The organism is Streptomyces sp. NPDC007084 (assembly GCF_040703595.1).
Taxonomy (GTDB): domain Bacteria; phylum Actinomycetota; class Actinomycetes; order Streptomycetales; family Streptomycetaceae; genus Streptomyces.
The window spans coordinates 1-24,008 of the sequence record NZ_JBEYFY010000084.1; the positions used below are offsets into that span (position 1 = coordinate 1).

Consider the following 24,008-nt stretch of genomic DNA (forward strand, 5'->3'; position numbering starts at 1 on the left):
CGGCGCCGAGTTCGGGGGTGTGTAGCTGCTGCGTGGTTCCGAACACCTCGTCGAATGCGAGGGAGCATCTCGTGGGCACCAGGTGGTAGGGGGAGCCTGAGCCTGCGGCGGGTTGCGGACCTGTGCGGCCCAGTATCAGGACGTCCAGGGGAGTGAGGACGTCGAGGTTGTCGAAGACGTAGCAGATCGGCAGCTGCGTCCATGCGGCGAGCTGGAGGTGCGCCATGACGGCGGCCCGTTCCACCGCATGGCGCTGGGTGATGCGGCTGGTCATGCGGCTCTTGCAGTCGATCAGAAACACCTGCCGGTCCTTGGCGGCCACCAGATCGGGTGTCCACCGCAGCGAACTCTCGGTGCCCCGCAGGGCGACTCGCACCGCTTCGGTCAGCACGCCCTGGCCCCAGGGGCTGACGTCCCATCCGCGCAGGGCGAGTTCCTCAGCGACACGTTTTTCGTGCGCGTCGCCCACGGCCTTCCTTTGCTGAAAGCTCGGCATACCGGCAAGTGTTGCTCTCCTCCTCAAGGTCGAAACAACCCGGTGCCCCGTCTCGGACACTCCTGGCCAGGGGTGTTGGCGGTCGTTGTCGTTCATTGGCGTTCATGGGTGTCCGTCGGTGTCTCCCTGCGTCTCATGGCGTCTCACTCTGCCTCGAAACAACATGACCGGATCTGACTCCTGCCGCGTAGGCCGGGAGCTGCGGCCCACCTGCCGTGCGTCTCTCATCTCACCGTGGCGGGACACGGCTTCAACGTGCTGCCTTCCGCGCCGTTTCGGAGGGACGCGAGGGCTGCCAGGTGATCACCTTCCTGTCGTGGCGTTGCTCGGTGCGCCGCGTTCGGGCAGGCGCCAGCAGATCTCGTCGTGTTCCCTGAGGTGCTGCCAGGCGGCCAGGAGACTGCAACGGACCAGTTGGTCGAGGAGATCCTCCACCTGCTGGGGGGAATGACCGCCGAGCCGGGCGAGGACGTCGACTTCCGCGCTTCCGAAGCCGTCGGACGTGTGGGCTGCCAGGACCAGAGCGGTGAGCTGCACCGCGGGGGACATCCCGCGCGGCGCGACCAGCGGGACGGGGCGCAGGGCCCAGTGGGAGGCACGGGCGCGGACGCGACGACCGGATGTCTGGGTCTGCATGTCCGCATCGAGCAGATGCGCTTCCACGTGGGCACGTCGCGGGAGGGAACAGCGCAGCCACCCGGCATGTTCCAGTTCGGCCCAGAGCTCGGCACGGCCGTGCAGCCGCATGCTGCGCAGAAGACCGCTGGGGAGTCGGACGCGGCCTCGGCCGTCGGCGCGCAGGGCGCATTGCAGGGCCAGCAGCCGGGCGGCGGGGGAGGAGAAGCGGGGCAGCGCCACCCCGAGGTAGGTGAGCATTTCCCGCACGCGCAAGCGATCGCCCGGGCCGTGCGGGGGACGAGTGCGCCTGGCGGCTGCACCGCTCGGCCGGGGTCGTGCGGAGGCCGGCAGGGTGTCGGGTACGACGGCGGTGTTGGTGGTGGCGGCCGCGCAGGCGGCGCATGCGTCCGCGAGGCGCCACACGCGTCCGCTGCGGTCGCAGGTCAGCGCCAGGAGAACGGGGCCGGCGCAGCCGCGGTGGCGCGGGTGCCAGGAGCAGTTGCGGGCCCGGCACTGGCAGGTCCGCAAGTGCCGGGGCAGCACATCGCGCCGGGCGTGGCGGGCCAGGTGCGTCAGGGCGACGGAGCGGGCTGAGGCGGCCTGCAGCCGGTAGCCGTGCAGCGTGCATTGAGGGCAGGTCAGCACCGGCCCGCCCGGCTGCGGGTGCAGCTGAACCGTCCAGATGCGCTGCACCGTCTCGTGCGTGGAGAGCCTCATCGGGCTCGCTGTCCTCCGATCTGCGGGCCGTCGAACGGGCGCGTCCCGGAAGGCGGGAGGGGAGGGCCTCGCAGCGGCGATCCCCGCACCGCCACTGTCACCCCTTCCCTAGCAAATAGTGCAGAGGTCTGCACTGACAGGGCAGGGTTCTGCACCGTCGGATGGTGGGGTGACGATCTTGCCGCCCGACCCCGACCTCGCCGCGCTGCGCTGCGCTGCGCGTGACCCTCGCGCGCCTGAGGGTCGAGCGCAACTGGACCTTCGACGAACTCGCCCGCCGCAGCGGTCTGGCCCGGCGCACCCTCATCGACCTGGAACACGGCCGCACCACCGGCAGCGTCACCACCTGACACGCCCTCGCCCACGCCCTCGGCGTCCCCATCAACGAGCTCCTCGGCTCCCTCTGCGCAGACCACACCCCACCCGGCACGACGCAACCGTGAACCACCCGTCAGGCACCTCCGTCGCCCCGATGCGACATCACCTGAACAGGCGACCCGTCCTCGATCGTAGGTTCGCCCACTCGTGCGGGCGTTCCCCGGGATTGCGCCATCCGCAGGACACCGTGAGCAGCTGTCCCGGTGCGGCGGCGCGCCGCCTGGCACCTTCACCGCCATGTGCCCCAACTCCACCGCATGCCGCTGGGACGGCAGCCCCCGCGACGCCCGGCCCCGACGCCCGCTGCGCGTGGCCACCACCAGCCCCAGCCGCCTGCTGCGCACCGGCCAGAGCAGCCGCTGCCGCGGCTGCGGCAACCCCATCGACTTCTACCAGCGCGCAGACCAGCGCCCCATCGCCCTGCACCCCGCCGAACTGGCCGCTGCCCTCGTCCCCGTTTCCTGACGCTGGCACCTGAGCTGCGGCATCGCCCACCCGCACGGTGACGGCAGCGCCTGGTGCTGCATCCCGCACGCCGTGCTATGCCCCGCCCGCATCCCGACACTCCGCCTGACCTCCCACGTCGAGGAGATGCGCCGCCAACTCGGCGTCCGATCCCGGCGCCTGATCGACTCAGGTGTTTTCGCCCCGGCCGCGCCGCCCCCGCCCGAGCCGGACGCCAGCAGCACCCGGCCTGCCCGTCCCGTCGTGCAGCTGCTGCTGGGCCGCTATATCGCCGACCGGCCGATCGAGGACATCCGGTGTGTGGCCCAGACCCGGCACCGCCGCCGCTGTCCGCTGCCCGTACTGGCTCCCGGCACCCCCAAAGGGGTCTGGAAGCTCCTGCCCGCCGGCCCCCAGCACGGCCAACTCACCCTGCCCACCGTGTCGATGGCCGTCTACGACCTCAGCCGCCTGTCGTACGGCGAGCAGCTGCGCTGGCGCACCCAGCACTGCCCTGCACATGCTGCAGCGCCGAACGCCGCCGACCTCGCCCTGGCCGGATGGCAGGTCTTCGACCCCCTCCTGCACGCAGCCCACATCCGCACCCGCCTTCCGCATGCCCCCGGCGGCCAGGTGTGACGATGGCGCACCACGCCCTGGAAATCACCCTGACCCGGCCCCTCGCCGCGGCCGAACTTCAACACGCCGCGCGCACGATGCGGCTCGCCCCCGACCGCGACGCCACCCGGCTCATGACCGTCGTACGCGCCAAGACCCCCTCGAAAGGCCATCACCCGACTGCGCCGCCAGATCGGCACACGGCTGCCCGTCGACGTCATCACCACGCACTACCCCGACCGAAGGGGCAAGATCCTCCTCAACGTGGCCTTCGCGTCCGCCGCACACACCGCCCTCAGGGCAGCGGCCGACCGAGCAGCACAAACACCCCAGCGCTTCCTGGAGCTGGCCGTTCACCAGGACCTTGCCCAGCACGCCGCCGCCGAGGCCGACCGCCTCGAACGAGCCCTGCAGCACCTGCTTGCCCACACCACCCCAGCCCATCTCATCGCGGCCGTCGGGCACTGCCTGACCCGCACCTCCGGAGCCGCGCCGTGCTGAACCCGACCGACGAACAGGCCGCCGCAGCCGACGCCTTCCACGCCGGCGAACACCTGGCCCTGCAAGCCGGCGCGGGCACCGGCAAGACCACCACCCTGACCCAGCTCGCCCACGCCACCCAGCGCCGCGGCCGCTACCTCGCCTACAACCGGGCCATCGCCCAGGACGCCACCAGGCGCTTCCCCAGAAGCGTCCTGTGCAAGACCGCCCACGCCCTGGCCTACGCCGCCGTCGGCCACCGCTACACCAGCCGCCTGGGCGCCCCCCGCCGCCCCGCCTGGCAAACCGGCCAAGCGCTCGGCATCACCAAAGCCATCCGCGTCGGCGAACGCGATCTGTCCCAAAAGACCCTCTCCTATGTCACCCTGCGCACCGTGGCCCGCTTCTGCCACACCGCCGACGCGACGATCACCCGCCACCACGTCCCCCACCTGCGCGGCCTGGAAGAGCCCAGCCTGCACGCGCAACTCGCCGCCCACCTCGTCCCGTTCGCCCGCAAGGCATGGCTGGATCTGCAGCACCCCGACGACGGCGCCGTCCGCTTCGACCACGACCACTACCTCAAGATCTGGGCCCTCACCCAGCCGAAGATCGACGCCGACTTCCTGCTCCTCGACGAGGCCCAGGACACCAACCCCGTCGTCGAGAAGATCTTCCTCGCCCAACGCGACCACGCCCAGCTGGTCATGGTCGGCGACTCCGCCCAGGCCATCTACCACTGGCGCGGCGCCAAAGACGTCATGGCCGGCTTCGACGGCACCCGGCTCGCCCTGTCCCGCTCCTTCCGTTTCGGCCCCCGCCTCGCCGAGGAAGCCAACCGCTGGCTGCACCTGGCCGACGCCCCCATCCGTCTCACCGGCGCCGACACCGTGCCCACCGAACTCGGCCCCGTAACCCGGCCCGACGCGGTCCTGTGCCGCACCAACGTCGGCGCCATGGCCCAGGTCATGGAGTTGCTGTCCGACGGACACCGGGTCGCGCTGGCCGGGGGAGGAGACAGCCTGCGCGCTCTGGCCCTGGCAGCCCGCGACCTCAAAGAAGGACGCCGCACCACCCACCCAGAACTGGTGCTGTTCACCACCTGGGGCGATCTGCAGGACTACGCCGCCTACGACCCCGCCGACCGCGATCTGCAACCGCTGGTCGACTTGGTCGACACCCACGGCGCGGACGCCATCCTGGCCGCCGTGGCCCATCTCGCGCCTGAAGACCAGGCCGAGGTAACCGTCTCCACCGCGCACAAGGCCAAAGGCCGGGAATGGGCACAGGTGAAGATCGCCGACGACTTCACCCCACCCTCCGACGGGCCGCTGGACGGCACGGGGCAGGCAACCGTCCGCCGGATCGACGACAAGGAGGCGTGCTTGGCCTACGTAGCCATCACCCGTACCCGGCGCCGCCTCGACATCGGCGGCCTATCCTGGATCAACGAGCATCCGGAGGAGCACCGGCCGGTCCTCAGCCACCGCGGTGATGCCCAGGGCGGTTCCGAGCGTTCGGAGCCTACGCCGGGAAGATGCACGGGGAGCAGCGGTACGGAACGCAAGGGACGGGCGGCTGCCTCTGTCGGTGACGGCGCATGCGAGAAAGTCCTCAATGGGCCCTGTGCATCATGAAAAATGCGCGTCAGATGGCCTGGTGTGCGTAGGCGTCGGGAGGCTCGGGAGGTCCGGGGCGGTAGTCCACCGACAAGGTCATCCGTCCGCGATGCCCCCTGTGAGCTGACCGCGCGCGGTGAACGGGGCGCTGAGAGGTGAGGATGGCTACCCCGGCCCGTTGTCAGTGCCCGCCCGTAGCCTCGTAGAGGCAATCGTGCTGAAGGGGGCCCCATGACAGTCCGACCCTGTTCCAGGTGTGGCAAGAATGAGAGTGCCAATCGCAAAGGCAAGCCAGGACGCTGTGTTGAGTGTATCGATGCGATCTACCGTGCACTCAAGGTAGATCCAGAGGGGACGTTTGTATCTCCTGTGGCCCCGAGGAACTACCGGTGCCAGACCTGTGGCAGGCCCGGGGTGATTCCGTACAAGGAGATCCAATCGCGAAGTGTTGAACTCTGCGACTGGTGCGTCGGTCGCCGCATGTATGAGGACGGTCTGGCGCGGGACCCAGAGCACTGGCTGATGGACCAGAGCGACGTGGCCCGAATGGTCCGCGAAGCAGGTTTTGAGATGGTGGATGGGTCTGGGAGGACGCTTCCCGAGAGTCAAATGGTCAGCCGTATCGGGGAAGTTTGGGAGTCGATCGATGTCGTGTGCGTACTCTGTGCTGCCTCGAACACCTTCAACGCCGTCCATATGCTTTCGAGTTCGAGTAAGCCATGGACGCATTGCTATGCATGCTTCACGTCAAAGTTCGCTGGTTGGCAAAACGAGTTCTATGGCAAGTTCGGATTGATTCGAGAGCACGATGGGTATGCGAAGCTATCGGATCCAGTCTCTGCGCACTGTGCTGAGCCCGACTGTGGTGCAAGCAGGAAGGTCTCCATCTGCGCGCTCGCTGCTGGCGCCCCTCCTTGCTTGCGGTGCGCAGAGGGGATCGACCCGGATCTCCCTCACTGGGTATATCTGATCCACTTTCTATCCCTTGGGCTGATCAAGGTCGGAATCACGCATAGCGAGCCGAGGGCGTATGACCGCGTCGCTGCCCACATCTCTCGGGGCGGTGTCCTGATTGATCGGTGCCTCGTTCCGAATCGGGAGGCCGCTCGCACTGTCGAAGATTGTGTATTGGAGTCGATGCGCCAGCACCTACGCTCTGGAGATCCGAGAGACTTCCCTCAAGGAGGGTGGACTGAGACCTGGATCGACAGTGCTCCCTCCTTGGACCTCGGCGCGATGATTGATGAAATCGCTATCCAGAAGGCCCCTGGATTCGATCGAGGGTCAAGGGTGGAAGACTCCCCTTCATCGTCGGCAGTGGACGGCAGCATGCACGGTAGGTTCGTGTTCTCTGAGGAGGTTTCGGAGAGTGGAGAGGTCACTCATACCGTGACCTTTGTTCATCCACTGCTTGAGCGATGAATTTCTGTCTTACAGCGCCTAACGCAATGCGCCGATTTGTCGGTGGGTGATCAGGCAGCAGGCGAGTTTGAGGAACGCTTCGTGCATGTCGGTCCTGCGTTCCCAGCGGATGCGTAGACGGCGGAAGCCGTGGAGCCAGGCGAAGGTCCGCTCGATCACCCAGCGGTAGGTGCCCAGGCCGGTGCCGTGCCGGGTCCCGCGGCGGGCGATGGCCGGCACGATGCCGCGAGCGCGGACCTGGTCGCGGTAGATGTCGTGGTCGTAGCCGCGGTCGGCGAAGAGGGAGTCGGGCTTGCGGCGGGGCCGTCCGACACGGCCGCGGACCGGTGGGATTGCATCGAGCAGGGGCAGGAGCTGGGTGACGTCGTTGCGGTTGCCGCCGGTCAGCAGGGCCGCGAGCGGCGTGCCGTGCCCGTCGGTGATCGCATGGTGTTTCGAGCCGGCCCGCCCCCGGTCGACCGGTGAGGGGCCCGTGTGCTGCTCCCCCTCGGCGGCAGTTGAGTTTGGTGTGAAGAAAAACAACCATCCCGTCGAGGACCCTGACGGCCTTGTCTACACTGCCCGCCTGCCGCTGTCGAGTGCCACCTGAACTGGCTCGCCGATCTGATACGCGGCCACTGCAAGAAGATCAGATCACGGTGGCGGGCCCCTCGGGGAAGATCGCCGCCATCGTGCTCGCGGTACTGCGCTGTGACCAGCGGCCGGGCGACCTGGCCGGCGGCAACGGGATACACCGCACCACCGTGACCCGGTGGGTGCGGGAAGTCATCGGCCTGCTGGCGGCCCGCGCCCCGCGCCTGGACCGCGCCCTCAAAAAAATCGCCTACAAGGGTGGCGGGGTGGTGCTGTTGGACGGCACGCTGATTCGCACCCGGCGGCGCACAGGTAAAGAGAACCGGAAGAACTACTCCGGCAAGAGCAAATGCCATGGCCTGCTCGTCATCGCGCTCACCGACGACCGCGGCCGACTGCTCTGGGTCTCGGCGGCCCGGCCCGGACGCACCTCGGAGATCACCGCCTGCCGCCACGACCAGCTCACCGCCAAGCTGCGGGCGGCCGGCCTCGGCGCCATCGCCGACCTGGGCTTCGTCGGGCTCGACGACAGCAGTCCCGACGCCGACCTGGCGGTGATCACCGGCTACAAGGCCGCCCGGAACCGGCCCCTGACCCGCGGCCAGAAGCTGTCGAACACCGCACTGGCAGCGGTCCGGGCACCGGTGGAGCACGGCTTCGCCCACCTCAAGAACTGGCGCGTGCTCGGCAAGGTCCGCACCGACCCGACGTGGGCGACCGCCCTGGTCAGGTCCCTGCTCGTCCTCACAAACCGCGAAGTTTCCCGGTGACCCGACGATCTTCACCGAAGTCATCCACCCACGACCACCACGAGCATCCCGAACCCCGCACACACCAGGCCCGTGACCAGCAACTTCACGATGCACAGTGCTCAATGGCAGCCCGCTGTCCACAGGAGGCCCCCGGCAGGCTTCTTGAGCCATGGACATCAGCTCGCCGGGCATCGCCCGGAACAACAAGAAGACGCCGCGCTGCGAACGCCACGACGCCCTCCTCCAGCCCGAGGAGCGCACCGAGTTCGCGGCCCGGTTCCCGGCCGGCCACCAGGCGCAGATGGCGCTCCTCCTGGCCCACTACGCCGGCAACGCCTCCCTGGTCGCCGCACTCTTGGGCACTGGAGTGCGTACGGTGCGCCGCCACTGCCGTGGGTGGCCGCCACCGCCCGGGCTCCGGCTCCGCCGGGCCCTGCGCCGCCGTGTCGTGGACCTCGTGTGCCCGCGGTGCCTGTCCGATCGTGCGGTGGAACAGGCGCGCCAGGCGAATCGGGAAGCCCGGCGCGCGACCTGACGGCTTCCGCGTGATCCCGGCGGCGTGGATCGCTGACACACCGGGTGCCCGAGAACCTTCAGCTCCCTCAGAACTCTGAAAGCTTTTCTGCAATAGTGATAGTGAAAAGCTGATGTAGATGCGGAAGTTGCATGGATTCAAGTAGGATGGTGGCATGGGATTGCGCTTGGAGGAGTTGCTGCGGCTGACGGTGGCCGCGTTGATGCAGGTAACGGGTGAATCGCAGCGGTCGGTCGCGGGGGTGCTGGGACTGACGCAGACACAGGTGTCGCGCCGGCAGTCGGGCGCCATCTCCTGGAGCCTGCGCGACGTCGACGTCCTGGCCGAGCACTACGGCATCGGCGCGCTGGACCTCCTGGCGGGTCCGACCAGAGCATGCGAGGCGCTGCCCGCCGACAGGCGCCGTACCGTGCGGACCGAAGCAAGGGGGACGGGCCGGTGAGCGACTTCGACGCGATCGACTCGCTGCTTGACGCCGTCGGCCCCCAGGTCGAACTCCCGCCCTGCCACGTGCGCCGCGAGCTGCGGGAGTGGGCTCGGCTGTCCAAGGCACAGGTGGCACGCGCGCTCGGCGTGAGCCCCTCAACCCTCAGCGGGTGGGAAAGCGGCCGGGACCCGACCGGCGAGATCCGCACCAAATACGCCTACCTGCTGGACGGACTGAACGCCAAGCTCGCCACCGAGACCGAGACCGAGACCGAGACCGAGACCGAGACCGAGACGGCGCCGGCTGCGGAGCAGCCCGTCACGTCAGGCACGGCCGCGACTGTCACCCCTTTGTCTTCGCCCGACCTCGGCCAGGACGAGGACGGGGACGATGTGGAGCTGCTCGTCGCCCCCGAGCCCTGTGTGCTGTGCGGCCATCCCGCCGGACAACGCGTGGCGGGGTTCGCTCAGCACCTGACCCCGGCCGACTGCCGGCCCACCGCCACCGGGGCCCCAGCTGCCCCGTCAACCGGACAGCCCACCGCGCACACCTCGAAAGCGCCGCTGCGCACGACACGTCCGGCACGTGCGACGGAGCGTTCCAAGGGCCCGGCCCGCCACGCGTTCCAGGAGACGTCCGGCCCGGTCGACCTGATCCGCGAGGCCGTGCAGGGTGCGCTTGCCGAGCACCGGGGCGACGTCGACGCAGCCACGGCGGCGCTGGTGAAGCGGGCCATCCCGGACGCGATGCGACTGCTGGACGAGACCCGTAAGGGCGCCCGCTACGACGTGATCGCGCACCCCTGGATCCCCGACATCCTCAAGAAACAGACCGCGCGCGGCGCGGACCAGATCTGGGAAGCCCGCCCCAAGTGGACCCGCCACGAACTCCCGCCCGGCCGGCATCAGGTGACCGCGCTCGACATCAACGGCGCCTACCTCTCCGCCCTCAAGACGCACCTACCCCTGGGCCAGCTCGAGCACTCCACCGGCCTCGCCCACGACCGCCGCCGCTCCGGAGTCCACCTGATCACCCCGCCCGAGTGGGCGCACGAGGCGGTGCTGCCCAACCCGATCGGCCAGCGGGACGAGCCCGGCCCCCTGTGGGTCACCGAGCCGACGCTCCGCCTCCTGCTGCGCCTGTCCGGCCCCAAGCACCAGCTGTGCGAGCCTCCTCAGATCCACGAGTCGTACACCTCCGGGGCCACGGAGAACCTGCTGGAGAAGTTCCGCATCGCCCTGAAGGACGCCCGCGACACGGCGATCGAGCAGGGCGACAGGGTGACGCTGGAGTACGTGAAGGCGATGTACTCGAAGTTCGTCTCCACCATGGGGGAGTCGAACTACAACCGGGAGCTCTACCGCCCGGACTGGATGCACCTCATCCGCAGCCAGGCCTTCGCCAACCTCTGGCTCAAGGCACTCAAGGCCCATGACGAGGGCCTGGCCGTCGTCCGGGCGATGGGCACCGACGAACTTCACGTCATCGGTGACTGGCGCCGTGTCTTCGCCGAAGGCCGAGCTGTTACCGAGGTCAAGGTCAAGGACACGTACACCGCCGGAACCGACGACGCTGAGCACGAAGGCGAGGGGGAGTAGTGCCGGAGAAGAACATCGACTTCGGGAGGTTCGGCGCCCGGGGCATCAAGGGCAGCGACGCCGTCGCGCGCAAACTCGATGAACTCGCGGGCGGCATCGCCACTCCCGTGACCGCCAAGCGCGGCTGGATGGCGCGCCTGCACTACCTGACGAAGTCGACCCAGACCCTGAAGGCCGCGCAGGACGCCGGACTCACCGTGACCCACCGGACGCTGAAGGCCTGGCTGGAGGGCAAACGCCGCCCCTCCAAGACCAGCCTGGAACGCATCGACCAGGCGTACCGGACGGTGCGCCGTCACAACGTCGCCCGCCATCTCCTCAGGCGCCTCAACCGCGACGGACGCGGCACCCGGGTGGAGATCCACCCGCTCAACCAGTCCCAGGTGCCGCAGCAGCTGCAGCGCGTGGTGGAGTACCGGACGATGAACGTGCGCCGCTGGGACCGCATCGTCGGCTCCTGGGCGGCCGGCGACCATCAGGGCCTCGACGCCGCGTGGCAGGACACGATGGTCGACCTCGGCTCGCAGTGGGGCCAGTACGAGTACGTCACCAACGTCGGCTTCGCCGCATAGAGCCCTGCGCCGGAAGGCGGTCTTCGGCGCCTGCTGGGATGGCGTACGGTGGGGGACACCGACGCGGGGTGGAGCAGCTCGGTAGCTCGCTGGGCTCATAACCCAGAGGTCGCAGGTTCAAATCCTGTCCCCGCTACTGCCGAAGAAGCCCGGATCTACACGATCCGGGCTCTTTCGCGTTCCCTGGACGATCCTCACCGCGCCATCTGTTTTCTCCCGCCTGGCGCCGCCGCGTCGGCACAGGTCACCAGGGATACGCGGGCGTGTCGGGGCCGTGACATCCCCTCAGCGGCCGCTCAGCCCTGCACACAGTGAAGAAGGTGGTGGGGTGTGGTCGGCGTGGCTGCTTCGGGGACCGGGGGTGGCAGGTGCGCGGACTGAGCGTCGGCACGACCCCGCGCCGTCCGCAACTCGATGGGCTGCACGAGAGGCCCGGCACTGAATTGTCGTACAGTTCGGACCTCTGCGAACGACGTTGGTAGGCGGTCCGCTCCGGTCGCCGCCAGGCGAACTGGTCGGCCTCCTTGGCCGTGCCTGGCCGACTGCCGTCCGGCAGACGGACGGACTACAAGTCCACTGGAAAGTAGTCGCCTTTGTGGAGATTGCAGATCCAGTGGGCGAGCTGGACGTTGAGCAGCGTGTGCTCGCCCCCTGCGGTGAGCGGGATGCGGTGATCAAGGGTTGCGCACCACATGTCGGGCCAGGCCCGTTCACGCTCGACGGCCGTCTTGCATATCTGGCAGATCCAGCCGTCGCGTTCGTACACCGCGAGAGGATCCAGACGCTCGACGGTGGCCTCCAGGCCCAGCTCACGCATCCGGGCGGCGTAGCTGCCGGTCGCACGCGACACGCGCTGCAGGCGCTCGGACCGGGCTGCGTAGGCGGGTGTCCACAGCCGAGGCACGGACTCCTTGCCGCATACGAAGGCTGTCCAGGTGTACTCCTGGTCCGTCTCGTCCACATCACGGATGATTTCCGTGTACCACCGCCACGTCCCGCCCTCTGCCTCGAAGGGCCCGAAGGTGTCATCCAGTGGCTTCAGGCCCAGGAAGGCTCCCAGGATCAAAGACGTCGGAGTCCACGTATGGTCAGTCAGGTAGTAGAACGCCGCGCCGGTCTGCGTGTGGACGGACAGCGCCACCTGCTCCAGTTGCCAGCTGCTGCCGCTGTGCGGTCTCACCTGCCAGGGGATGGCGTAATCCGGCAGATCGACGGCGCGGTGGACGGCGATGACGGAACCGTGCCGTTCCACCACGTCGCCCGGCTTGGGCGAGTAGCCCTGGATCTCATACGGAAAGAGCGAGCCAGCAGGCAGAGTGCGAAACGCCCGCGCAGGCCGGGCGCCTTGAGGATCGGGCGAGAACACGGGCGGCCGGGTGATTTCCCCGCGCTCGATGCGGCGGTTGAAGCGCCGATTGAGAGTCAGATTGCAGCGGGGCGAGCACACGTGCCGGTCGCGGTGCTTCCAGTGCGCCCTGGCCGGGACCGGCTCCCCGCAGACTTGACACGGTTCTCCGCCCTTGGCGCGCTCGCCGGCCTTCAGTTGCTCATCGCGCCAGTCCCAGTAGGCGTTGTCGTTCCCCACCCGGCCCCCTCTCCCTCGGCCACCATAGGTCACGCCCGTCCAGCCGTACGGTGTGGTCCTGATGACTTGCCCTGGGAGATGACCACCGTGTGGCATGCGCCCGGCCTGTACGCACAGTGATCGCCCGACCGTGAGCCGCACAGCAGGGAGACGCTAACTGGCGCAAAAGGGGGAGCTGTTGCTTTGTGTCCCTCTAGGATGACTGCCTGCGATGAGTGCTCAGGTGCCTCATCCGCACGCGTAACGCCCGCACGCCACGCCCCTGCCCGTCGCCCGGCGGAGCGGGGAGATACGGAGCAGCTCGACCGTGCACCTCATCCGCTTCTCCGCGTGCGGGTTCCGCTCGCTGACTCATGTGCAGGACATCCCGGTCAGCAGCCCGACGATCCTGGCTGGCCGCAACGACGGCGGCAAGAGCGCGGTCCTGGCCGCGCTGGCCTTCTTGCTGGGCGAGCACCGTCTGACGGACGAGGACCGCACCTATCAGCAGGACGAGGGCGTCAAGGGACAGCGCTGCGCGGAGACATGGGTGGAGGGCGTCTTCCGCCTGGACACGGCCGAGCAGGCCGCAGCCGCCCCCTTACCCGCCGAGCTGCGCATCCGGCGCCGCTCACGGGCCGGCGAGGCTGCGTGCTGGGAGCTCTTCGGATCGCAGCCCGCCGACAGCCGTCTACAGGGCCTGGGCCGGCTGATGAAGAAAGACCTGGCCGAACTGGTCGCCGAGTTCGGGCTCATCCCGTCGGGCATGCTGAAGGAAGAACTGCTGGCCGCGCTCACCGCGCACGCCATGACTGTCCCGCAGACCGACCAGTGGCAGCCGCTGCCGAAAGACCTCGAGGTACGGCTGCCGCGGCTGCTGGCGTTCGGCGGCAAGGACGAGAGCCCGGACGACGCGGTGCGCACCGCCTTGAACAGCTGCTACGAGACCCATCTGGAGGACGAGACCCTCCAGGGACAGGTCCGGGAGATCGAGAAGGAGATCACGCAGCGGCTGGAGAAAGAAGCGGACTCCCTGTGCCGGCACATCCGCCAGCACTGCCGTGAGTTCGTCGGCGTGGAGGTCAAGCCCGAGGTCTCCTTCAAGGGCGGCTTCAAGAGAGCGCCGCTGGAGGTCTCCAGGGCCGACGGCGAGCCCGTGGACCTGACCCGCTCGGGCCAGGGCAGCACCCGGCGCATCGCCCTCGCCGTGTGGGAGTGGACCAGCAGCCTTCTCGAGAGCAGCGAACTCGCAGCGACGGGCGAGCAGGACGAGCCGCAGCCCACGCAGACCATCGTCGTCTACGACGAGCCCGACACCCACCTCGACTACCGCCACCAGCGCACCGTCATGGACATCATCCGCAAGCAGTGCGCCCTGCCCCACGTCAGCGTCATCGTCGCCACCCACTCGATGAACCTCATCGACGGCGTCGATATCGCCGATGTCGTCCACCTCAAGCTCAGCGACAGCGGCCGCACCCTCGTCGAGCGCCTCGACGACGACACCCACGACGGCATCGACTTCCACCTCGGCCAGATCGCCGCCGCAGTGGGACTGCGCAACTCCGTCCTGCTGCACGAACGCTGCTTCCTGGCAGTCGAAGGCCCCACCGAGCAGCAGTGCGTGCCCCTGCTCTTCCGCCTCTCGCAGGGACTGCCCCTGCAGGCGGCCGGCATCGCCCTGTGGGCCTGCGACAACAACGAAGGAGCACTCCACCTCGCGGGCTACCTCGTCAAGCACCACCGCACCGTCATGCTGATGGTCGACGCCGACAGCCGCACCAATAGGCACTTCAAGACCGAGAAGCTAATCAAAGCCGGCCTCGACCTCACCAAGCAGGTCTCCTACGTCGGCGAGAGCGACGGCTACAACGAGTTGGAGGAGCTCTTCAGCGACCTCCAGTGGGCGGCCGCCGCTAACGCCCACTGGCCCCGCCCCCAGGGCCAGCTGTGGAGCGCCGACGACTTCACCGAACACCGGGGCGGCAAGTTCAGCGAACGCATCCTCTACATGATCAAACAGCGAGCCGCAGAGAGCAGCCCCAACGGCAAGGCCGACATGCTCTACGCACTGGTGTCCATGCTCACCACCCCCGAAGAGGTCCCCCAGCAGCTACGGGACATCTTCACCGAGGTGCAGGCCCTCGCCTGCTGATCTGCTGCTGCGTTCGCCGCTGCAGCATGCGCTCCTTGCGCTGCTCAGTGGTCGGCGCCGTCCAGGCGTGCCATCCGGCCTCCGCAGTCCATTGCCGCGCGTGCGCGCGGGCTTCGATTCCGCACCACCGGCAGCCCCCGGGCGCCGCAGTGTGCTCGGTCCTGGCAGAACGCGATAACGACATCACATCCTCCTTCCCCCACTGCTTATCTTGCCTCCTGCCACTGACAATCACCCTGCGAGCCGCGTCCGGCTCCGCCACCCGGCCACGCAGACGAAGAAACCTTTCCCTCGCGTGTCGCGCCTCCGAAACAAGACCGTTTATCGGGAAAACCGCCCGTAGCTCCCACCACTCTGGTTACGGTCTGTGCCCATGAGGTTCCTGCACACCTCGGACTGGCATCTCGGCCGCCGGTTCCACGGGGAAGATCTGATCGACCACCAGCGCAAGGTCCTGGACCACATCTGCGCCACCGCCCGCACCCAGAAGGTGGACGCCCTGCTGATCGCGGGCGACATCTACGACCGTGCCATCCCGAGCCTGGACGCGGTACGCCTGTTCGACCGGGCTCTGCACCAGCTCGCCGACCTCGGCATCCCCACCGTCATGATCAGCGGGAACCACGACTCGGCCCACCGTCTCGGTACTGGCTCCGGCCTGTACGCCAAAGCTGGCGTCCACCTGCGCACCGACCCCGCCGACGCCGCCCGCCCCGTCCTCCTCGACGACGAGCACGGACCCGTCGCCGTCTACGGAGTGCCCTACCTCGAGCCAGCCCTGGCACGCACCCAGCTGGACGCCGAGACAGCCTCCCACCAGGCCGTTCTCACCTCAGCACTGGGCCGCATCCGCGCTGACCTCGCCACCCGACCGGGCACCCGCTCCGTCGTCCTCGCCCACGCCTTCATCACCGGCGCCACCACCAGCAAAAGCGAACGCGACATCAGCGTCGGCGGCATCGCCCACGCCGGCGCCGACCTCTTCGACGGCATCCACTACACAGCCCTGGGCCATCTCCACCGCCCGCAGAGCGTCAACGACCGCATCCACTACAGCGGCTCCCCACTGGCCTACTCCTTCTCCGAGACCAACCACACCAAATCCCTTACTCTGGCCGACCTGCCGGCCGACGGCGCCCCCACGATCACCCGCCACGACATCCCGGCCAGCCTCCACCTGCCGCTGGCACGGCTGACCGGCCGCATCGAAGACCTGTTAACGGATCCCGCACACGAACCTCACAGCGAAGCCTGGCTGCAGGTCACCCTCACCGACACCGCCCTCCCGTACGAGGCGATGGCACGACTCAGACAGCGCTTCCCCAAGACGCTGGACATGCGGCACGTACCCGCCGGCATCCCGGCGCAGGCCACCGACAGCCCCACCTACCGCGAACGGGTACGCGGCCGCGGCGACCTCGACATCGCCCACGACTTCATCACCGCCGTGCGCGGCACCCCACCCACCACCGCAGAGGCAGACCTCCTCCAAGAGGCCGTCGACGACATGCGCGTGCGCGCCCAGGAGAAGGAAACCGTCTGACATGCGTCTGCACTCCCTGCGCCTGCAGGCCTTCGGCCCCTTCGCCCGCCGGCACACCGTCGACTTCGACGCCCTGTCCGCCGACGGCCTGTTCCTCCTGCACGGCGACACCGGCGCCGGCAAGAGCACCCTGTTCGCCGCCATCTGCTTCGCCCTCTACGGCCTGCCGCCTCACGAACGCAACATGCGGCTGCGCAGCGATCACGCGCCCGCCAACCTGCTGACCGAAGTGACCCTGGAAGTAACCCTCGCCGGCAAGCGCCTGCAGATCCGCAGAATCCCCGCCCAGAAGCGACCCCACCTGCGCAACAGCGCAGAACTGGTCGACCAGAAGGCCGAAACCTACCTGCACCAGTGGGTCCTCGACGAACACGGACACGGCCAGTGGGAAGGCATCATCAAGTCCCACAAGGAAGCCGGAGAAGAGATCAAGTCCCTCCTGCGCCTGACCCGGCAGCAGTTCTGCCAGGTCGTCCTGCTCCCGCAGAACGAGTTCACCAAGTTCCTGCGCGCCGACGCATCCAAACGCCGCATCCTGCTCGGCACCCTCTTCGGCACCCGCCGCTTCGGCCTCATCGAAGAATTCCTCGCCACCCGCAAAACCCTCACCGCCAAGACGCGCGACGAGGCCCGCGCCGACGTCCTGCGCCTGGCCGAACGCATCCAGCAGGCAGCCGGCGACGACCTCGAACCCGCCCAAGACGCCCCCCCCGGGCCGACGACCCCGCCACCCTCACCGCACCCGCCCGCGCCTGGGCCAGCGCCCTGCACCGCCAGGCCCTCACCCTCCAAGACGCCGCAACCACCGCCACCGAGACCGCCGAGCAGCAGCTGGCGCAAGCCCGCATCGCAGAACAGGCCGTCCGCGACCTCCACCGTCTCCAGCAGACCCACCGCACCACCGCACACGACCTCAGCCTGCTCCACGAGCAGACCGCCCGCCACGACCGCCTCGCCGACCGCCGCGAGCGCGCCGTGAAAGCCCAGCAACTGCAATCCGTCCTGGAGACCGCACACACCGCCGACCTCAAGCACACCCGTGCCCTGGACGACGACAGCCGCGCCCGCGCCCTTCTGCTGCCCGAAGACGCATCACTCGACGCCGCCGCCCTCACTCACGCCGCGCAGCAACTGCACGCCGACACCGGCGCCGTCCAAGCGCTGCTGCCCGACGAGGCCATCCTCCAGCGCCACACGGCAGAACTGGCCGCACTCGACCGCGAGCGCCAGCAGCTCACCGAAACCCTCACCGACGCCCAGGAACGGCTCAACACCCTTCCCCAACGCCGCGCCGCCCTGGCCGCACGCCTGGAAGACGCGCGCAGCGCACAGGAGACCAGCCGCGAACTCACCCCCACCCCTCAATCTAGTCGAAAAACAGCTGGAAGCCGCCAGACGCCGTGACGCCCTCGACCAGCAGATCAGCGCCGCCCGCAAAGTCCTCAGCCAGGCCGAGAAGGACTTTGAGCAAGCCGCGAAAACGTACATCGACATCCGGCGCCGTCGTACAGACGGCATCGTCGCCGAGCTCGCCGGCCGGCTCGTCGACGGCGAAGACTGCCCGGTATGCGGTTCCCCCACCCACCCCGCACCCGCCACCGCCCAGCCAGGCCAGCCCACCGCCGCCGACGAAGAGGCCGCCGAAGCAGCCCACACCCGCGCCCAGCAGAGCGAGAACAAGGCCAAACAGACCCTGGCCCACCTGAACGAACAGGCCGCCACGGCACGCGGTGAAGCCGGCGGCGACACCCCCCTCGCCGACCTCACCGCCCACCGCACAACCCTCGAACAACACCTCGCCGACGCCCTCTCCCAGGCATCCGACGCCGGACCGGCCAGCGAACAACTCGCCCTCTTGGAAAAGGAACAGGCAGAAACCGAGCACACCCGCAACACCGCAACCGCACGCCTGGGCGCCGCCGACGCAACCTACGACAGCCTGCACACGCAGCGCGAAGAGCTCACCCACCGCCTCGCCACCGCCCTCAACGGGCACGCCACACTCGCCGACCGCATCACCGCCCTCACCCAGCACGCCGGCCGCCTCGAGGCCGCCGCCGCGTGCGCCGCCGCCGTGACAGCAACCGCCGCAAGCCGCCACAGCGCCGCCGCTCTGGCGGAGCAGGCAGCCCACGCGGCAGGCTTCACTTCCCCGGCCGAAGCCTCGGCCGCCCGCCTGCCCGACGACGAACTCACCGCGATCGAGAGCCAAATCACCCACTGGCGTGAACAGTGCCTCGTATTGACCGCCCGGCTCGCCGAACCCGAACTGCAGGCAGCCATCGACCAGCCTCCGGCCGACCTCGAGCACGCCGTCACCGAACTGAACACTGCCACCGCAACCCACTCCCGCACGGCAGCCCTCGCCACCCAGGCCGCCGACCGGACAACCGCCCTGGCCACCCTTACCGCTCAGCTGGACACCCACATCCAGCGCCTGGAACCCCTCGAGGACACCTACCGCACCGTCGATCACCTCCACGGCCTCATCAGCGGCGGCTCACCCAGCAACCAGCTCCGCATGCAACTGGAGTCCTACGTACTGGCAGCCCGCCTCGAAGACGTCGTCGACGCCGCCAACACCCGCCTGTCACGCATGTCCCACCACCGCTTCACCCTCGTCCACTCCGACGACAGAGCCGCCCGAGGCGCCAAATCAGGCCTGGACCTCAAGGTCCTCGACGTCTGGAGCGGACACAAACGCCACACCGACACCCTCTCCGGCGGCGAATCCTTCTACGTCTCCCTGGCCCTCGCCCTGGGCCTGGCCGACATCGTCACCGCCGAAGCCGGCGGCCAGGCACTGGACACCCTCTTCATCGACGAAGGCTTCGGCACCCTCGACGAAGACACCCTCCACCAAGTCCTCGACGTCCTGGACTCCCTACGCGCCCACGACCGCACCGTCGGACTCATCAGCCACGTCCCCGAACTCCGCCGCCGCATCACCCGACGCCTGCACATCTCCAAGAACATCGACGGCTCCACCCTCACCCACCTGACCGAAGCGGCCGAATGACCCCACGACAGACGCCGGACCCGCCCTCGCCGACGAAACGCAAGCCCCAGGCCGCGCACACTCACTGATCTTCAACCTGCCGTCGGCCCAAGGCGTAGCCACAACCGCCGGGGCTGCCTGTACCCCTCTCGGCCCCGCCGAGAAAGGCAGCCCCACAGCGCTCCCGCGTCGAAAGCCGCCCATCCCTGAAGGCACCCGACCTGCCTCCCAGAAGGAGCGCATCGAACACGTACTGCTTCATGCCATTTCTGCATGTGATCGAAGTGACGGAAACAGAGCACTGCGGTGCATGAGCACCTGCATCGGCCACCGCAGCCGTACCAGAACACGCCAGTCCAGTCCGCATGACAGGAGTTTCCGCAGATCCGAGAACCACTATCCCGCATGTTCGAACACCGCCGGACCCGTGACCGCATCACGGCGCGTTTTCGAGGCACTGCCAAGGCCTCCGCTGATCAAACCGGCGGATTTGTCAGTGCCCGCTGCTACACCAATTCCCAGAGATCAGACCGCAGTTGGCGGCCTGACGACACGGAGGAGGAAGCAGTGGCGAAGCCGCCCGAGGGCTACTACAAGGTGCGAAGTCATTACCGACGCAAACCCCGCCCCAGCGCGAAGAAACTGAGCGGCTGGTCGATCGCAGGGCTGATCGCGGTGGTGTGGCTATGGAGCCAGCTCATCGGCTTCGGAGAGGCCTCCCCGACAACACCGCAAACCCCTACACCATCAGTGTCAGCGAACGTGGGCCACTGATGCCCCGTCGCTCGCCCCGGCTACGCCCACCCCGCGGCGGCAGGGAACAGGCCGCCGCCGCGGCCGTCGCCTGCGCCGCACTCTGGCTGCTGGCCAAGATCGCCACAGCCACATGGCAGGCAGCCGTCCGCATCTGGCCATGGCTCGCCGTCCTCGCGGCTCTCGCCCTCGGCTACGCAGCCTGGCGGTTCATCCGTGAACTGCAGGCCCGGAAGGTGCGGGCCCAGACGCTGGCCCGGCTCCGGATCACGCTCGCGCAACTCGACGCCATGGACGACCGGGCCTTCGAGTTCGCCCTACGTGACATGCTCCTCCGGGACGGCTGGAACGCACGGCAGGTCGGCCGACAAGGAGACCAGGCCGCAGACGTCATCGGCGAAGACCGCCAACGCGGCAGAATCGTCCTGCAGGCCAAGCACACGACCGTCGCCGGCAAGGTCGGCTCCTCAGTGATGTACCAGGTCAAAGGCACCGCAGGCCCCGCGCACGGAGCTGATATCGCAGTCGTGGTCACCAACGGCTCCTTCACCCGGGACGCCAAAACATGGGGCGAACACCACCAAGTGCACTGGATCGACCGGGACCGCCTGCGCCGGTGGGCCGAACACGGCACGCCCCTGCAAGACCTTCTGCGCCTGCCCACGCCACGCAAGACAGCCTTCCGCCGGGCTGCCTGAAACCAAGCGGAGAAAGCCCGAGCCCCGAGCCGCCGCCCCCTATCCGCATCCGACAACACTGATCATGGGGCGCGCATGGGCTCGCAGCGCGCCCCCGCCAGAGCAGAGACACTGCGCCGCACCCCTGCTGTACGCGAGAATGAACGCGAGTCAGCCCCTCCTGCATGCCGAGGAAACGCGCGATGACCGCCAGTCCCACCGCAACAGAACATCCCGGGCGTCTGGTCCTGCGCGCAGACCAGCAGGAGGGCCTCGCCAACACGGTTCGCCACCTGCGCCGCCCGCGCACCCGCGGGCACGCCGTCTCGGCCTGCGGCACCGGCAAGACCCTCTTCGCACTGCGCGTAGCCGAGGAACTCGGCGTGCGGCACCTGGCAGTGGCGGTGCCCAGCCTGGACCTGGTCGCACAGTGGGCAGCGGCCGCCCGCGCAGACGGCCGCCGCGAACCGATGATCACCGTCTCCTCGTTACGCGCCGCCTCCCACCCGTTGCTCGCCGAGGCCGAGGTCGACTCGGCCAACGCGGGGGAGTACCTGGCCTACTGGCTCGGCCGCCACCCCAAAGCGACGGTCTTCTTCACCTACGACTCGCTGTCCAAGATCGAAGAGGCCCAGCACTCCGCGATCTTCCCCGCCCCCCTCTTCGGCCTGCTGGTCGTGGACGAAGCCCACGCCACGGCCGGCACCTGGGAGAAGAACTGGACTGCGCTGCACGACAACGAGCGCATCCCTGCCGAGCGCCGCCTCTACCTCACCGCCACCCCCTATGTGTGGGACGCCCCCCGCCTGACCGAGCCGCCCACCACCAGAGCGCAACCCAAGCGCACCACCGCCACCGCACCCGCCTGGGACGACCCAGCCCTGCTGGCGACCATGGACCAGCCGCAGATCTTCGGCCCCCGCCTGCACACCTACTCCCACGCCGACGCCATCGATGACGGCGTCCTCGCCGACTACCAGCTCGTCGTCCCCACCGTCACCGACACTGAACTGCACAACGCGCTCACCGATCCTGAAGCCGGGCCCACCGCGCGCCGCACCACCGCCCTGCACTTGGCCATCCTCAAAGCCATGCGCGAGCAGGACCTGCGGCACGTGTTCGTCTACTTCCAGCAGATCGCCGACGCCGCCGACTTCGCCCGCCAGTTCGCCCACACCCTGCGCACCCTCCCCGACGAACTGCGCCCCGACTGGGCGGACGACGTCGTCGTGCAGTCCATCGACGGCACCCACAGCCCCCACCGGCGCGCCGACACCATCGCCCGCTTCAGCAACGCCGAGCGAGGCGTGCTGGCCAACGCCAAGGTCCTAGGCGAAGGCGTCGACCTGCCGGCCGTCGACGCCGTCGTCTTCGCCGACCGCACCGCCAGCGTCCGCCGCATCGTCCAAGCGCTCGGCCGCGCCCTGCGCAAACCACCCACCCTCAAGACGAAGACAGCCAGCCTCGTCATCCCCGCCTACATCCCGCCCGGCACCGACCCCACCGACCTCCTCGGCACCCCCTACGAAGCCCTCTGGCTGGTCACCGCCGCCCTGCGCCACCACGACCAGACCATCGCCGCCCGCACCCCCCGGGCCAAGAACCAGCATCCCGCCCGCGACTCCCACACCTACATCACCCGCCGCTTCCGCTTCGACCACACCCTCGACCCCACCGCGATCGCCCGCGCCCTCGACCTGCTGGTGTGGCCCTCCAGCGGCGCCGTCCTGTCTGCTCCCCGCCGCGCTGGCCTAGCCGCCGCCATCCGCTACCAAAGCGAACACAGCCACCTGCGCGTGAGCGCCGACTACGAGGACGCTTACGGCTACCGGCTGGGGCAATTCATCACCGGCCAACGCACCGCCTACCAGGCAGGCGCCCTCGATCCGGCATGGATCGCCGAGCTCGAGGATCTCGGCATGATCTGGGACGACCACGAGGCCACCTGGCAAGGCCACCTGGCCACCGTCGAGGCCTTCCACGCCGAACACGGCCACCTTGCCATCCCCACCCAACTACCCGGCGGCCAGTTCCTTGCCGACCAGCGCGCCCTAGCCCGAAAGGACCGCCTCACCCCCGACCGCGACAACCAGCTCACAGCCCTCGACCCAGACTGGAAACTCCCCTACGGCCCCGACTGGCATCGCAAGTACCATCTGCTGCGCCGCCACCTGGAAGCCGGCAACCACCCCAGCACGCTGCGCCGCGACACGGTCATCCACGGAGTGAAGGCGGGAAGCTGGCTACACCGCCAGCTCACCAGCTGGCCCGACCTCGACCCTGGCCAGCGCGACCTGCTCGCCCGCATGGGAATCACCCCCGACTGCGCCCTCTTGGAACAGAAACACGCCGCGGGCAGGCCGAGCACATCGCGGCGGCGCACGTTCGCGCAAACCACCGAGATCCTCGGGCTCTTCGTGGCACGGTGGGGACGCACCCCCGGCGCCCGAGAGTGGATCGAGGTGGACGGCGACCGTGTCATGATCGGTCCCTGGCTCGCCAAGGTCCGCACCAAGCTGAACAATGATCAACTCCCCTCAGAGCAAGAAGAGTTGGTGTCCGCTACCCTTGCCGAGCACGGCATCGATCTGGTCCGTGCTCCTGGGACCATCGGACCATCAAGCGGCTGAGGTTTGGCCGCTGAGTTCAGTGCGACAGCAGACGCGTTCGCCCGCTCCCGGGCCCCATTCTCCAGTGAGCGGGGGAGTGGCAGAACTCGAATACTCCAAAGTTTTGGAGACAAGGAAGCAGCGGCACACAGGATTGGCACGGCTCGACGTTCTAGTCGTAACTGACGAGCCGTCACCAAGCACCCAGTCGGGTAGGCCAACGCCTGCTGCCCCCTGCTGCTAGCCGAATTAACCTGCACCCCAGTCATGTTGGACTTGAAAAGTGAAGGCGAGTCGGGGAGGAGGCACGATCGCGGAGCGATCGGGACACCGCACCGACGACCCAACTCGATCCGCGGAGCGGATCCGGTCCCGGAGGGACCGAGCCCAGCACCCGCGGAGCGGGTGCTAAACCGACGCGTAGCGTCGGCGCGTCGTTCCTGCGGAGCAGGACGCGCGC

18 protein-coding genes, 1 tRNA gene and 4 pseudogenes are annotated in these 24,008 nt (G+C 68.7%); 18 read left to right on the plus strand and 5 right to left on the minus strand.

Annotated features, from left to right (window positions below):
* Both AB0912_RS33910 and AB0912_RS33915 read right to left on the minus strand, forming a co-directional pair.
* A partial coding sequence (locus tag AB0912_RS33910) for a hypothetical protein (RefSeq protein ID WP_366706805.1) occupies positions 1-496 on the minus strand: 496 nt, incomplete at its 3' end.
* A 303-nt stretch (positions 497-799) separates the two neighbouring features.
* Positions 800-1,831 (minus strand): hypothetical protein, encoded by a 1,032-nt coding sequence (locus AB0912_RS33915; RefSeq protein WP_366706807.1) that lies wholly within the window; start codon positions 1,829-1,831, stop codon positions 800-802.
* Positions 1,832-2,000: 169 nt separating this feature from the next.
* Between AB0912_RS33915 and AB0912_RS33920 the strand changes: the two are divergent.
* The 5 genes and pseudogenes from AB0912_RS33920 (at position 2,001) to AB0912_RS33940 (ending at position 5,388) form a co-directional block, all read left to right on the plus strand.
* Positions 2,001-2,274, plus strand: a pseudogene (locus AB0912_RS33920) (helix-turn-helix transcriptional regulator).
* Between the two features lie 172 nt (positions 2,275-2,446).
* A pseudogene (locus tag AB0912_RS33925) lies at positions 2,447-2,830 on the plus strand (DUF6083 domain-containing protein); the annotation flags it as partial.
* An 87-nt stretch (positions 2,831-2,917) separates the two neighbouring features.
* Positions 2,918-3,292 carry a hypothetical protein gene (locus AB0912_RS33930; RefSeq protein WP_366706837.1) on the plus strand — a complete coding sequence of 125 codons (375 nt, stop codon included), beginning with the start codon at positions 2,918-2,920 and terminating at the stop codon, positions 3,290-3,292.
* 243 nt (positions 3,293-3,535) lie between these two features.
* A complete protein-coding gene (locus AB0912_RS33935; RefSeq protein ID WP_366706809.1) occupies positions 3,536-3,772 on the plus strand; it encodes a hypothetical protein in 237 nt (78 codons plus the stop codon).
* On the plus strand, positions 3,769-5,388 hold the full coding sequence (locus tag AB0912_RS33940; RefSeq protein WP_366706835.1) for a UvrD-helicase domain-containing protein: 1,620 nt from the start codon (positions 3,769-3,771) through the stop codon (positions 5,386-5,388). Before AB0912_RS33935 ends, AB0912_RS33940 begins: the two co-directional genes overlap by 4 nt.
* Before the next feature lie 1,422 nt (positions 5,389-6,810).
* Here the strand turns inward: AB0912_RS33940 and AB0912_RS33945 are convergent.
* Positions 6,811-7,272, minus strand: a pseudogene (locus AB0912_RS33945) (IS5 family transposase); the annotation flags it as partial.
* A gap of 28 nt (positions 7,273-7,300) precedes the next feature.
* Here AB0912_RS33945 and AB0912_RS33950 point away from each other — a divergent pair.
* The 6 genes and pseudogenes from AB0912_RS33950 (at position 7,301) to AB0912_RS33975 (ending at position 11,385) form a co-directional block, all read left to right on the plus strand.
* Positions 7,301-8,135 (plus strand): annotated as a pseudogene (locus AB0912_RS33950) (transposase family protein).
* Positions 8,136-8,286: 151 nt separating this feature from the next.
* The gene (locus AB0912_RS33955) at positions 8,287-8,652 is read left to right on the plus strand and encodes a hypothetical protein (RefSeq protein ID WP_366706811.1); all 366 of its coding nucleotides are present in this window, start codon (positions 8,287-8,289) and stop codon (positions 8,650-8,652) included.
* A 154-nt stretch (positions 8,653-8,806) separates the two neighbouring features.
* Positions 8,807-9,094: a helix-turn-helix domain-containing protein gene (locus AB0912_RS33960; RefSeq protein WP_366706813.1), complete on the plus strand. Its 288-nt coding sequence runs from the start codon at positions 8,807-8,809 to the stop codon at positions 9,092-9,094.
* Positions 9,091-10,677: a helix-turn-helix transcriptional regulator gene (locus AB0912_RS33965; RefSeq protein ID WP_366706815.1), complete on the plus strand. Its 1,587-nt coding sequence runs from the start codon at positions 9,091-9,093 to the stop codon at positions 10,675-10,677. The genes AB0912_RS33960 and AB0912_RS33965 overlap by 4 nt, the downstream gene beginning before the upstream one ends.
* The gene (locus tag AB0912_RS33970; protein ID WP_366706817.1) at positions 10,677-11,249 is read left to right on the plus strand and encodes a transcriptional regulator; all 573 of its coding nucleotides are present in this window, start codon (positions 10,677-10,679) and stop codon (positions 11,247-11,249) included. The genes AB0912_RS33965 and AB0912_RS33970 overlap by 1 nt, the downstream gene beginning before the upstream one ends.
* 62 nt (positions 11,250-11,311) lie before the next feature.
* Positions 11,312-11,385: transfer RNA gene (locus AB0912_RS33975), tRNA-Met, on the plus strand.
* A 429-nt stretch (positions 11,386-11,814) separates the two neighbouring features.
* Here AB0912_RS33975 and AB0912_RS33980 read toward each other — a convergent pair.
* A complete protein-coding gene (locus AB0912_RS33980) occupies positions 11,815-12,834 on the minus strand; it encodes an HNH endonuclease signature motif containing protein (protein WP_366706819.1) in 1,020 nt (339 codons plus the stop codon).
* A 307-nt stretch (positions 12,835-13,141) separates the two neighbouring features.
* Between AB0912_RS33980 and AB0912_RS33985 the strand changes: the two genes are divergently transcribed.
* The 4 genes from AB0912_RS33985 (at position 13,142) to AB0912_RS34000 (ending at position 17,915) form a co-directional block, all read left to right on the plus strand.
* The gene (locus tag AB0912_RS33985) at positions 13,142-14,968 is read left to right on the plus strand and encodes a hypothetical protein (RefSeq protein WP_366706821.1); all 1,827 of its coding nucleotides are present in this window, start codon (positions 13,142-13,144) and stop codon (positions 14,966-14,968) included.
* Between the two features lie 373 nt (positions 14,969-15,341).
* Positions 15,342-16,511, plus strand: a complete 1,170-nt coding sequence (locus AB0912_RS33990; RefSeq protein WP_362319126.1) for an exonuclease SbcCD subunit D — start codon at positions 15,342-15,344, stop codon at positions 16,509-16,511.
* A gap of 1 nt (position 16,512) precedes the next feature.
* On the plus strand, positions 16,513-17,490 hold the full coding sequence (locus AB0912_RS33995; RefSeq protein WP_366706823.1) for an SMC family ATPase: 978 nt from the start codon (positions 16,513-16,515) through the stop codon (positions 17,488-17,490).
* Positions 17,487-17,915: a hypothetical protein gene (locus AB0912_RS34000; RefSeq protein ID WP_366706825.1), complete on the plus strand. Its 429-nt coding sequence runs from the start codon at positions 17,487-17,489 to the stop codon at positions 17,913-17,915. The genes AB0912_RS33995 and AB0912_RS34000 overlap by 4 nt, the downstream gene beginning before the upstream one ends.
* Here AB0912_RS34000 and AB0912_RS34005 read toward each other — a convergent pair.
* Complete coding sequence (locus tag AB0912_RS34005) at positions 17,878-18,396, minus strand: hypothetical protein (RefSeq protein ID WP_366706827.1); 519 nt, start codon at positions 18,394-18,396, stop codon at positions 17,878-17,880. The two genes, AB0912_RS34000 and AB0912_RS34005, sit on opposite strands and share 38 nt — an antisense overlap.
* Between AB0912_RS34005 and AB0912_RS34010 the strand changes: the two genes are divergently transcribed.
* From AB0912_RS34010 to AB0912_RS34020, 3 genes are all read left to right on the plus strand, one after another.
* The gene (locus tag AB0912_RS34010) at positions 18,367-19,530 is read left to right on the plus strand and encodes an SbcC/MukB-like Walker B domain-containing protein (protein WP_366706829.1); all 1,164 of its coding nucleotides are present in this window, start codon (positions 18,367-18,369) and stop codon (positions 19,528-19,530) included. The two genes, AB0912_RS34005 and AB0912_RS34010, sit on opposite strands and share 30 nt — an antisense overlap.
* Before the next feature lie 752 nt (positions 19,531-20,282).
* On the plus strand, positions 20,283-20,960 hold the full coding sequence (locus AB0912_RS34015; RefSeq protein WP_366706831.1) for a restriction endonuclease: 678 nt from the start codon (positions 20,283-20,285) through the stop codon (positions 20,958-20,960).
* A gap of 182 nt (positions 20,961-21,142) precedes the next feature.
* On the plus strand, positions 21,143-23,569 hold the full coding sequence (locus tag AB0912_RS34020) for a Helicase associated domain protein (protein ID WP_366706833.1): 2,427 nt from the start codon (positions 21,143-21,145) through the stop codon (positions 23,567-23,569).
* Positions 23,570-24,008 lie beyond the last annotated feature (439 nt).